Here is an 11,824-nt window from a genome sequence, read left to right on the forward strand (position 1 = left end):
GGCCATGGCCACGCTGAAGGGCTGGCGCCTCCTACGAAAGCTCCGCTGCAGCACCAACCGCATCACCGCGATCGTCCAGGCCGTCCTCGTCCTTCATCACGCCTCGGCATGAGGTTGGAAAAGGCTCCGTGTCTGACCGCGCGGGGCGACGCGTTGTTCGAGTTGTGCGACGCGCTGCTGTGCACGGACGGGCCGGTGCGGACGCTGGTTGATCTCGCGCTCGCGCCCGAGCACCGCCGTGGGCACGGGGCTCTGTACGCCGGGCTCAACCAGGGCCGGATCGACGTGGCCCGGCTGCGTCGTGCCCTGGCTGGGGTGCCGTTGCCGCGGGCGGCGGACGGTCGGCTCGTGCTGGCGGTGGATGTCTCTCCGTGGCTGCGTCCGGACGGCAACACGTGTGCTGACCGGGCCTTTTGCCACACCTTCGGGCGGGGTGAGGGCAAGCATCAGATGGTGCCCGGCTGGCCGTACTCGGTGGTGGCCGCGCTGGAGACCGGCCGCACGTCCTGGACGGCGGTGCTGGACGCGGTCCGCCTGGAGCCCGGCGCTGACGTCGCCGCGGTGACCACCGTGCAGATCCGTGAGGTCGTCGAGCGGCTGGTCGCCGCCGGCCAGTGGAATCCGGGAGACCCGGAGGTCCTGGTCGTGCTGGACGCCGGATACGACGCCCCTCGCATCGCCCACCTGCTGGATGGCCTGCCCGTCGAGATCCTCGGCCGGCTCCGGTCCGATCGCATGATGCGGCGTCCGACGCCCTCCCGTGAAGAGTTCCACCTGGCCAACCCCAAGGGCGGCCGGCCGCCCAAGCACGGTGGCGAGTTCGTCTTCGGCGACCCCGCAACCTGGGGCACCGAGCAGGCCGTGACGGTCACGGACACCCGGCTCTACGGGAAGGCGGCCGCGCAGGCGTGGGACCGGCTGCACCCGCGGCTGACCCGACGGGCCGCCTGACTCGCCCATGACGGGCCGCTGCCCATCATCGAGGGCACCGTCATCCGCCTGGTCGTTCAGAAGCTGCCCAGCGGCGGGGTCAACAAGCCCGTCTGGCTGTGGTGGTCGCGCACCGGCGCCACCGAAGCGGACGTCGACCGCTGCTGGCAGTCCTTCCTCCGCCGCTTCGACATCGAGCACACATTTCGCCTGTTCAAGCAGACCCTCGGCTGGACCAAGCCCCGGCTTCGCAGCTCGGAAGCGGCCGATCGATGGACCTGGCTCGTGATCGCCGCCTATGCCCAGCTCCGGCTCGCACGCCCGCTGGCCACCGACCTCCGCAGGCCCTGGGAGAAGCCGACGGAGCCGAACAAGCTGACACCCGCCCGCGTCCGCAGAGGGTTCAGAAACCTGCGCACGAAGGCCGGCTCACCGGCCGGTGCACCGAAACCCTCCCGTCCCGGGCCCGGCAGGCCGCCGGGTTCGAAGAACCGACGTCCGGCCACCCGCTATGACGTGGGCAGAGTGCTCGCCACAGGCGAAGCGTTCGCCCGCCCCGCACACCACAAGGTGGGCACCAAACCGCGACGCGCAGCATGAACCGGCAGCTCAACACCTCTGAACACTGATGTGCCTCGCGCCAGGCAGAATGAGCGGCATGGTCAATGAAGGGAACGACGGCTTCGCGCTGCCGCGGGGAGCGACGGGTTTCTACTGGCCCAAGGACGGCCCGCTTCCCGAGACTGACCTGTCGGCGTTCCGCGCCGCTCTGTATGCCGCTGCCCACGTTACTGGAGGCAAAGTAGGTGAGGTGGAGGAACAGGTGTACCCCCGGACCTTCCACACCGCAACGGTCGTCGGACGCGAGGGCGAGAACATTGTCCTGTGCCACGCTCACCACCCCTGGGTCGCCTTCGTCAAGGCACGGCGGGACTGGTACGGACAGGACTTCCTCGCGCCGTCGCCGTGGGCCGACGCCTTCACCGACGCGGGCTTCACGGTCCTGAGCAGCGAACGACTCGCCACACCGCTCTCCGACGTGGACACCTCAGTGCTCACAAAGGGCGAGTGGCGTGAGGTCCGCTTCTACGGCATCACCACGTTGGGCGGAGTCCTCTTCAACGCCTGGGACTGACATACCAGCGGGAAGCGCGCGTTCGACGTCGACCGTTAAATGACAAGCTAAGAAGCTGTTGTCTTTCCGGAGTTGAAGACTGCGTTTCCGCTGGTCGGGCGTAGGGCCGGCGGTTCCGTGGGAGTAGTGGCCTGTCGTGCTGTCGCTGCCCGGGAGGTCGTGGATGCCATCGGTGGTTGGGCTGTTGGAACAGCGCGAGCTGGGTGCTCGCCGTCGTGTGGACGAGCTGCGGGAGGAGGCCGACCGTATCCAGGCCGAGCTGGCCGCGGTCGAGCGGGAATGGAAGGAGTGGGCTATTGCCCGCTCGCGGGTCGGCGAGGTGCTGGCCCCGGCGGACGAACCCATGCAGGACCACGCCCGGGCCGATCGGACCGCGCAGGCCGCCGAGGAGCAGACCGGAAAAACCTCGCAGGTGCCGGATGCGGCGAAGGCGAAGTCGCAGGTGCCGGTGTGGCGTGAGGGGCTGGACAGGTCGGTGCTGTCGGTGGACTACCAGCGCATCTTGCAAGTGCTCGCGGACCGGTGCCGGCTCGGTCAAGGGCCGCTGACCTGCCAGGAGATGGCCGCCATGTTCGGCATGGACGTGGTGCCGGCGCGGGTGGAGGCGCTGCGCTCGAAGGCGAAGCGCCTGGTCGCGCGCGGCTGGCTGGCCGAACCCGCGCCGGGCCGGTTCACGCCTGCTGCGGGCGTGAGCGGGCAAGGCGGCGGGTCATGAGCAGGGTCATCGACCAGTAGACCATCACCTCGGCGCTGGTGGTGCGCCGCTCGTAGTCGCGTGCCAGGCGGCGGGTGCGCATCAGGTGGGCGAAGAGGCGCTCGACGATCCACCGCTTGGGCAGCACCACGAAGCCGCGCATGTCGTCGCTGCGTTTCACGATCGCCAGGACCAGCGCGAGCGTGGCCAGGCAGTACTCGACGAGGCTGCCGGTGTAACCGCCGTCGGCCCAGACCAGGGCGAGGCGGTGATGCGTGTCGGCCACCTGCTCAAGCAGCACCCGGGCAGCGGCGCGGTCGCCCGTGTCCGCGGCGGTGACCATCACCCCGAGCAGCAGGCCGAGCGTGTCGACCACGACGTGCCGCTTGCGCCCGTTGACCAGCTTGCCGCCGTCGAACCCGCGACTGTCCGCACCGACAACAGCGTCCGCCTTCACCGACTGCGAGTCGATCACTGCGGCCGTCGGCTCCGCGTCACGGCCCGCCTTCTCGCGGACCTGCGCACGTAGCCGGTCGTGGAACTCCTGGACCAGGCCATGGTCGCGCCAGCGGCGGAAGAACGCGTATACCCGGTCCCACGGCGGGAAGTCGGCCGGCATCGCCCGCCACTTGATGCCGTTGTCCACGAGGTAGCGGATCGCATCGAGTACAGCCCGGTGGCAGTACGCCTCCGGCCGGCCGCCGCGACCGCGCATCCAGCCCGGCACCGGCAGCAACGGCCGGACGGCCGCCCACTCCGCGTCCGTCATGTCCGTCGGGTAGTGCGGCTGCCGCGACCCGTTGTCGGCGGCGTTTCCGAACCGGTGAGCCAGGCAGCCACACTCCCAGGTGACCAAGCTGGACTGCCCGGCCGTCGGCACGGAAGACTGCTGCATCAGGGCCTCCTGCTGCTCGGTGATTCGACACCAACGAGCTGTTCAGGAGGCCCTGTCCGTATGCGCCAAGCGCCCCACGATCACCCAATCGGGACTCCCGTTCGACGCGCATCTCTCAAGATCGGAAAGACAACAACTACTTACCCGTCGGTCTCTGATGATGCCTGCCGTTAACGTGACCCGAGGGGGCGTTCTGGCGTGTGAGGGTGACGGACTTTACCAACCGCCGCTGGGGTGTGTGGGACGTTCGCGTGGAGTGGTCCGCGGGTGTGGGGGAGGGGTGTGGACTCCGGGCTGAGGCACCGCTGCTGGAGCGGTCCTGGGCCCGGAGAGGGGCGGCACGCGGGTGGGTGCTCGGTTGGTGGTGGGGGAGTTACGGGTGCAGGAGATCGTCCGTGCCGGCGGGCGGGTGTCCTACACGGTCGTGGACACGGACTGCTCGGTGGTGGCGGAGGCGGACGGGTTCCTGCGTACCTGTCGGGCGGGTACGGACCGTACGTATGCGTATGTGCTGGTGGATCATCTGCGGTGGCTGCGGTTCGCGGGCCTGGACACAGAGTCGGTGTCGTTTGAGGATCTGCGGCACTACATGGCGGCTTTGGGGGCGGATTATCCGGGGCCGTTCGGACTGCCGTGGCGGGAGGGGAAACGCCCGTACGGACACAGTGCGTTGAAGACCGCGGCGGCCTGTCTGAAGGGCTTCTACCTCCACGTGGGCATCCGGGGCGTGAACCCGCCGTTGGCGGAGGCGCTGCGTGTGACGCGGTTGCCGACGCGGGCGGATAGGCGGCGGGCGATGATCGGGCACGTCCTGCACAGCATGCCCGCGAACCCTCTGGCTCCGGCGGAGCGGGTGCGTCGGCATCCAAAGATGCTGCCGGAAGGCGCCCGGGAGGTGCTGCTGGGGGCGGTGTCGTGTGCGCGGGACCGGATGGTGGTCACGTGGCTGGCCGACGGCGGTTTCCGGGTCGGTGAGCTGTGCGGGCTGCGTCTGGTCGACCTGCACCTGCGCGAGCAGGCCGCGTGCGGTCAGTGCCGGGGGCCGCACGTGCACATCTGTCACCGCGAGGACAGCGCCAACCGGGCCCGGGTCAAGACCAAGACACCCTGGACCTGGCAGGACAACACCGTGTGCGGCGGGACGGTGCGCCGGGCGAGCCAGGCGATGATCCACACCTACTTCGAGTACATCACCACCCAGTACCCCGCCCAGTCCGTTCACGGCATGCTCCTGGTCAGCCTGCACGGCCCTTCCCGCGGGCAGCCGTGGACCACCGCCGCGGCCCGGGGCATGCTGCGCCGTGCCGCGGCCCGTGGGGAGATGGGCCGGGTGGTGCCGCATGCCTTCCGGCACAGTTTCGCCACCGCGGTGCTGGACGCCGCCCGGGGCAACGCGGTGATCGCGCGGGAGGCCGGCGGCTGGGCCTCGGCCGCGACCGTCGAGCAGGTCTACGGCCACGTGGACGTCCACGACCCGGTCTTCACCGCGGCGCTGGAGCAGGTGTGGGGGACACGGCCGTGATCCCGCTGACGCTGCTGCCGGGCCGCACCGACACCACCCGCATCGGCCGCGACCGGCTCGAACTGCTCACAGCCATCATCGAGGCCCCCGCATTCGACCCGCTCTTCCGCGACACGCTGATCTTCATCCCGCCTTACCACCCGGTCTACGCCTGGCAGTGCGCCGTTGACGGCTGCCTGCGCATCCGCCGGGTCAGCCACAACCTGTGTAACACGCACAACCTGGAGTGGGAGCAGGCCGAGCGGACGGGGCAGGCCAAGCGCGCCTTTATGGACGCGGCCAGTGCTCTGCCCGCCGCGCGGGGAGTGGATTACGGCCGGTGCCTGATCTGTCCCGACCGCCCGGCGGTCAGTCCCACCACCCGGCTGTGCCAGCAGCACCAGACCAGATGGCAGTACGGCGAGGCCGCCGGCATGGACCAGGGCCGGTTCGAGCACTGGGCCCGTACACAGCACCCTCTTCCCGGCTACGGCCTGTGCACGGCACGGTGCCCGTTCCTGGCCTGTACTTCACTGGGGCTGTGTCTGCAGCACCTGAACCGGTACAAGATCGACAACCGTCCGGGAGGAGCCCGGTCGCAGAACTCACGCGGTCCCCTCAAGGACGGCCGGCCGCTCCCGGTGACCTACGGCGACGAGAAGGCATTCCGCGCCTGGTGCGCCACTGCGGAGCCGGTCACGCAGCCAGGGCTGGTCAACCTTCATGGCTTGCCCCCGCTGCTGAGGGCAGAGATCCAGTGGGGCCTGCACGCCCATGCCCAGTCCGCACAGCACTCCGAGTGGAGCACCAACGGCATCAGGAATCTCGTCAGATACTGCTGGCGGGGCAGCATCACGTCCCTGATGGACCTGCACGATGAAGGCTATGCAGGCCTGACACGCAAGCAGATGGACTCCGAGGTCCGCAAAATCATCTGGGAGATCATCAACGGTCTGCGCTGCGTCTACTACAGCCCCTTGGACACCAAGGACGCCGGCTTCCTGGAGACCGATCACTTCGGACGGCGCTTCAAGAACGCCCAGAGCCATTTCGACATCACCGCCGTACCGCAGCGGTGGCTGCGCGACCTGCTCTGGGACCATCTCGCCGAGTTGCTCCGTTCCCCGCAGTGCCCCCGTACCCGAGGCCCCTTCGACCAGATGCGCCGCGCCGCCGTCGAACTCGGTGTCTTTCTCCAGGCCGACGCCCCCGACGCCGGCCACGACCCCACCGCGCTGCGGCGTGAGCACGCCGAGCGGTTCGTCGCCGACCAGCGCCACCGCGCCCGTCACGGCCTGCCGTCCCTGGGCATGGTCCTGGTCGACGGACGATCCCCCACCGTCACCGATCTGAGCTGCCAATTCGTCTTCAACCAAGCCCGCAAGCTGCTCTACAGCGCCATCACCGCCGGCCACGCCGAACGCCTCGGCATCGACACCGGCTTCCTTACCGCTATCCCCTTCGGCGGCACCGGCATCAAACAGCGCTCCCGCAACCCCTTCAGCGACGACGTCGCCCGCGCCCTGACCGACGAGACCAACCTGCGCCGCCTGGAGGAACTCGACCTCAACGACCGGGGCCTGCGGGACATCTGGGAGACAATCGTCGCCACCGGGCGCCGCTGCAGCGAGGTCGTCGGACTGCGCCTGGACTGCATCGGCCGCTACCGCGGCCTGGCAATGCTGTGGCACGACCAGACCAAGGTCGGCAACTACAACGAGGGCATCCGCATCCCCGAGCCCGTCTACCAGTGCCTCGATGCCCGCCGCACCAAGACACTCCACCGCTTCGAAAAGCGCTACGGCCGCACCCCGACAGCCGCTGAACGCCCCGGCCTGGCCCTGTTCCCCTCCCGCATCCGCAACCCCAACGGCCGACAGCCGATCTCCTACGGACACTTCAACCAGCGCTTCAAAACCTGGATCGCTGACCTCGACCTCGGCGGCGCCTACGTCGCCCACCAGGCCCGCCACACCCTGGCCACCAACCTGCTGCGCGCCGGCGCCACGCTCACCCACATCCGCCGCTACCTCGGCCAGCTCTCCGAACGCATGGCCGAGCACTACGTGAAGATCACCAACAGCGACCTCGAAGACGTCCTGAACACCGTCTGGGTAGCCGGGCCCGGCGCACCCCACCCAGGCGAACTCCTCTCCGGCGACACCACCCCCATCGACCGCGAGACAGCTCTTGCCCTGGCCCTGGACCTCTCCCGCCGCAGCACCCCCGCCGACGGGGGATTCTGCACCTACCAACCCGTCGTCGACGGCGGAGCCTGCCCCTGGAAACTCGACTGCGAGAACTGCGACAACTTCGTCCTCTCCGGCGCAGACCTCCTCTACTGGCGACGCAAAGCCGAACAGTGGCGCTCCATCGCCGAGAACGCCCCCGACGACGCCACCGCCGACTACCTCCACACCGTCTTCGAACCCACCGCCAAAGCCATCAAAGGACTCGAAGAGGCCCTGGCCGCCCTCGGCATCCTCGACGAAGCCCTCACCCTCGACCTGCGGCGCCCTCAGGACTACTTCCACCGCACCTGGAGCACCGCCTTCCGCGCCCGAGACCTCGCCGCACTGCAGGCCCCCGACGACACCACAGGACAGCCATGAGCCCCCGCACCGACGCGGCCGTCCAAGCCCGCCGCCAAGCCACCCAGGAGATGCTCGAACGCCTCCAGACCGCCCTGACGGCCGCAGCCCGCGACCACACGCCTGTCACCGTCGCAGCCCTCGCCCGTACAGCCCGCGTCTCACGCACCTTCCTCTACCAAAACCAGCAGGCCAGAGACCTTATCGAACAGGCCAACCGCGCAACCAGCCCTCATCCCGGAGGCTCCAGCAGCGCCAGCCGCGCCCAGCCCGCCTGGAAGGAACGTGCGCTCAACGCCGAAGACGCACTCATCCAAGCCCAGCGCGAAATCCGCACCCAGCGCACCCGCATCGCAGAACTCCTCGGCAAGATCCGCGACCTCGAACACAATCTCCCCGAAGGCTCACTTCAGCGCATCGTCACCGAGAACACCACGCTGAAGCAGCACGTACGACAACTCACCCAGGACAACCAGCAGATTCAAGAACGACTGACCAGCGCCCGCCAGAACAACCGCTTCAGGGACAAACGCATCGCCGACCTCGAAGCCCAACTCGTCCCGTACCTCACCACCCCACCCCCGCGCCCCTGACCCAGCCTCGGATCGATGCCAAACGAGTGGGGCCTGGCCGACGACCGTCAGATCCAGTCGATGCCCAGCTTCCGCAGTGCGTTGATCTGGTCCTGGGTGAGCTTGTCCCGCCTCGATTTGGTGTTGGAGACCCACACACCCAGTTTCACAGCCACCGGCTCCGCCTCGCCGTCGACCGCGATCTCTTCGCTGTGGCCGCGAGGAACCGGCCTCTGGCCCTCCCGTTCGATCCACTGCGCGAGGGCGGTCAGGCCGCGCTGGAAGGCCTGCTGTGCCTTGCTCGGGCCCTTCGTCGCACGCGTGGCCGCAGGGGCCGGAGACGGCGTCTGGACGGGCTTGATGCCCAGCTTGGTCAGCCGCTCCTGCTGCTCGCTCGACAGCTGCGCCCAGGCGGTCGGCTGGGTCTGCCGCTGGAGCCACCGTCCGATGTCGTCGCCGTCCATCAGTACGTCGGGTGCGATGTCGGGCAGGTGGCCGTCGGCGTCGACGAGGTCGGCGAGGACGCGGTAGTGGCGTTGCCAGTCCAGTGGCCACGGGCAGTTCCAGTCCGGGTCGATCGCGACCAGCTGTTTCGCGCGCTCCGCTGCCCGTTCCGCGTCCTTGCCCAGGCCGCCCTTCCGCCTGAGATTGGCGGCATGCTGCCCGATGGGCACCATCTCGTTGCCCTCGCCCCACACGGCGTTCTGCCGGGGGGCGAGGTGGCCTGTGGCCTGCCGGTAGGAGCGGAGTGCGGCGAGTTTGGTCTCCCAGGCTTCTTCGCCGGGTTCCCACACCATTCCGGCCTCCGGCGCGTCCAGCAGGGTCTTGCGCCGTTCCTCCAGCTCTCCGGCCCGTAGGGCCTTGCGCTGCTGGTGGACCCAGCGCCCCAGCGGAAATGCCTTCGTGACCCCGACCTCGACCTCAACGTCGTAGGGGACGGCGTGGAGCCCGGTGATCTCGTTCTCCTTCCGCCACCGGATGAGGGCTTGGTAGCCCTCCAGCCAGACCAGGGACTCGGGCCGGTACACCCGGGTGCGCAGGAACGCGGCGATCGTGGCGGCGTTGCGGGGGCTGGAGAAGTGGAGCAGGGCGGATTCGGCAGCGGCGTCGGTGTCGTCCTGCTCCTGGTCCTCGCCGTTGCCCTCGCCGCCGGTCCCGACGATCTGCCCGTCCTCATCGCGCTGGACGTGTACCTTGCGCTTCCCGCTGCTCAGGGCACGGGAGGCGAGCTGCTCGACGAGTCGTTCATCATGACTGCGTAGGCCCTGCAAAACGGCTACGAGGGGGCGGTAGCTGGCGGAGGCGACCATGTCGGTGGGGTCCTCGCCGGGCTGGAGGAAGGCGGGCACGATGATCCTGGCGACCTTGGTGGTGCCGTCGCGGTTGGGCCGGAGCGCGCGGCCGATGTTCTGGACGATCTCGACCTGGGAGCCGCGGGTGTCGGCGAAGCAGATCGCCTCGACCCCGCGCTCGCCGGTGATGTCGACGCCTTCCCCAAGCACGCGACAGCTCGCGAGGAACGCGCGGTGCACTCGTCGGCCCGAGGCGTCGATGCCGTTGGCGAACTGCCACAGGACCTCGCGCCGTTCGGCCACGAGGTGGTCGCCGCACAGCCACGCCGACCACACGCGGTCCGGCGGGACGTGGCGGCCAGCCTCCAGCCCGTAGAACTCCGTGTCGATGGACGATTTCGGCAGCCGGTCCGCGGCCGCGAGGTCGTCGTCGGAGGCGTCGTTGAGGTACAGCTCCGCGGCCGTCTCCGGCATCTTCTCCGCGAACGCCGCTGCCTCCTCCACCTTCTGGTGGAAGGTCATGACCGTACGCAGGTTCCACGCGGCGGCGTGTTCCAGGAGCGCCGTCTGCAACAGGGCCAGGCGCCGGCCTCGCTGCGCCTCCTCTGATTCCCCGAGGACGGGGGAGGGGTCGCGGATCTCCAGGACGTCGATCTCGAACCCCGCCAGGATTTCCCGTTCGATGGCCTCCGAGAGTCCCAGCTCGGCCAGCCACGGCCCATAGGTATCGGAGTCCTGGCCCATCGACGCGATCTCCAGCTCGTGGCCGTTCGTGTCTTTCTGCGGTCGGGGTGAGGCGAGGATGCGTGGGGTGGCGGTGAGGTAGAGCCGGAAGTCGGCGGGGATGCGGGTGTTGTCGTGGATCGCTGCCCATGGCCTGCCAAGATCGCCTGCGGTTGAGTGGGCTTCGTCGATGATGGCGAGCGAAAAATCTCCCATGCGCTGGCCGTACAGCCGGTCTCCGCCCGCCAGGGCGGCCTCCAGCGGCCCGCGAACCTTCCCCTGGCCCGCCGGGTCGTCGAAGTCCTCGCGGTCCACGAGAGAGGCGTACGTGGCGAACACGACCACGGGCCCCGACCCGGCCCACAGCGCGAGTTGGATCGGGTTGGTCGTGGTGCGCACCCCCAGCGAGTTGAGCACCGGGTCGTTCTCCAGCGAGCACACTGCCACCATGGGCGCGCGGTGGCCCACCAGGCGCCACGCCTGGGCGGTCTGCACGAGCAGGTCCAGGGTTGGCACGGTCACGAGGATCCGGCCCTCGGGGAAGCACTCCAGCGCGCTCGCGGCAGCCATGATCGTTTTTCCGGAGCCGGTCGCTGACACGATCGTGCCACGGGCACCCCGAGCAGGCACAGATGACCTTGCAGGAAATCCGACCCACTTTCGGAAACTCGACTTCTGGTCTACCTGGTGCTCCTTGAGCTGAATCACAGACATCCACCCTACCTCCTTAATTCGGCAATGACGAAGACCCAGCAGAACGTCAGATGTGATTGCGGTGGAGGATGACACGAACAGCAGCTTCGAACTCGCGCACCGCAAAGCCCTGTTCATCGCGAGCTGCAACCCAGGCTGAATCCTGGCCATATGAATCCCGAAGCCGGTAGTACGCATCCATCAGACGGGAAGCCTGAGAGCGGAGCTGCTCACTACCAGGAGTCATGAAAAACTGGGTCGTTACTTCGTAGCGGAGAGGATCTGCAACGGCCAGATCTGACACCGCTACACCAGCTTTGGAAGCGTCTAGTATCTGCCCACACATCCGGTTGTACATGGAGGAGAGTCGCGCACTTACTTCTACGAGTCGATTCACTTCCTCTTTGCGCCTTTCGACTCTGCTTCGAATGAAATCACCCAAGAGAACCAGAGTTCCACCGAGAATTGCTCCAAGCAGCGTCAGCACACTTTGCACTTCATCACTCCGCAACGTATGGTGTCCCATGTTTCCGCCAATACTACATGCTGCATCTAGTCGGGATACGCGATACACCAGAACCTGCACGAACGAGCAAACCCCACCCCCCACGGCCAGCCCGCCCGCGTCAGCAGGTCCCAAGGTTCTGGAGGCGCAGCCGAAAGAACCGCCAGGCGGAGGAGCGCAGCGGACCCGCCCAGGAGTGTCTGCAGGACTCCCCAACTCTCTTACTACAAACCCCCACTAGCCACATCTGACAACCCCTCAAGCAGGCGAGTGCACATCACACTCCGCGCCGG

At 68.3% G+C, this 11,824-nt stretch carries 8 protein-coding genes and 2 pseudogenes; 7 read left to right on the forward strand and 3 right to left on the reverse strand.

Annotated elements, in window-relative coordinates; all coding sequences use genetic code 11:
* The 4 genes and pseudogenes from ORI94_RS34425 to ORI94_RS34440 form a co-directional block, all read left to right on the forward strand.
* A pseudogene (locus ORI94_RS34425) lies at positions 1–112 on the forward strand (IS5/IS1182 family transposase); the annotation flags it as partial.
* Positions 109–1,530, forward strand: a pseudogene (locus ORI94_RS34430) (NF041680 family putative transposase). The pseudogenes ORI94_RS34425 and ORI94_RS34430, both read left to right, overlap by 4 nt.
* A gap of 58 nt (positions 1,531–1,588) precedes the next feature.
* Entirely contained in the window at positions 1,589–2,065 is a 477-nt protein-coding gene (locus ORI94_RS34435) for a hypothetical protein (protein WP_323056120.1), read from the forward strand.
* A 163-nt stretch (positions 2,066–2,228) separates the two neighbouring features.
* Entirely contained in the window at positions 2,229–2,780 is a 552-nt protein-coding gene (locus ORI94_RS34440) for a hypothetical protein (RefSeq protein ID WP_266082956.1), read from the forward strand.
* Here ORI94_RS34440 and ORI94_RS34445 read toward each other — a convergent pair.
* Positions 2,737–3,654: an IS5 family transposase gene (locus ORI94_RS34445; RefSeq protein ID WP_266082944.1), complete on the reverse strand. Its 918-nt coding sequence runs from the start codon at positions 3,652–3,654 to the stop codon at positions 2,737–2,739. The genes ORI94_RS34440 and ORI94_RS34445 overlap by 44 nt on opposite strands.
* Before the next feature lie 379 nt (positions 3,655–4,033).
* Here ORI94_RS34445 and ORI94_RS34450 point away from each other — a divergent pair, with 379 nt between their 5' ends.
* Genes ORI94_RS34450 through ORI94_RS34460 form a run of 3 tightly spaced genes read left to right on the forward strand, consistent with a single transcriptional unit; the run spans position 4,034 to position 8,339 of the window.
* Positions 4,034–5,176 (forward strand): tyrosine-type recombinase/integrase, encoded by a 1,143-nt coding sequence (locus ORI94_RS34450; RefSeq protein ID WP_266082946.1) that lies wholly within the window; start codon positions 4,034–4,036, stop codon positions 5,174–5,176.
* Positions 5,158–7,767: a tyrosine-type recombinase/integrase gene (locus ORI94_RS34455; RefSeq protein ID WP_266082948.1), complete on the forward strand. Its 2,610-nt coding sequence runs from the start codon at positions 5,158–5,160 to the stop codon at positions 7,765–7,767. The genes ORI94_RS34450 and ORI94_RS34455 overlap by 19 nt, the downstream gene beginning before the upstream one ends.
* Complete coding sequence (locus ORI94_RS34460; RefSeq protein WP_266082950.1) at positions 7,764–8,339, forward strand: DUF6262 family protein; 576 nt, start codon at positions 7,764–7,766, stop codon at positions 8,337–8,339. The genes ORI94_RS34455 and ORI94_RS34460 overlap by 4 nt, the downstream gene beginning before the upstream one ends.
* Positions 8,340–8,386: 47 nt before the next feature.
* On the opposite strand, the gene ORI94_RS34465 is transcribed toward ORI94_RS34460, so the two are convergent.
* Together ORI94_RS34465 and ORI94_RS34470 are read right to left on the reverse strand one after the other, a co-directional pair.
* The gene (locus ORI94_RS34465; protein WP_266082952.1) at positions 8,387–11,047 is read right to left on the reverse strand and encodes a DEAD/DEAH box helicase; all 2,661 of its coding nucleotides are present in this window, start codon (positions 11,045–11,047) and stop codon (positions 8,387–8,389) included.
* 46 nt (positions 11,048–11,093) lie between these two features.
* On the reverse strand, positions 11,094–11,513 hold the full coding sequence (locus ORI94_RS34470; RefSeq protein ID WP_266082954.1) for a hypothetical protein: 420 nt from the start codon (positions 11,511–11,513) through the stop codon (positions 11,094–11,096).
* Between the last annotated feature and the right edge of the window lie 311 nt (positions 11,514–11,824).

Origin of the sequence: Streptomyces sp. NEAU-W12 (assembly GCF_026242095.1) — a bacterium.
Taxonomy (GTDB): Bacteria; Actinomycetota; Actinomycetes; order Streptomycetales; family Streptomycetaceae; genus Streptomyces.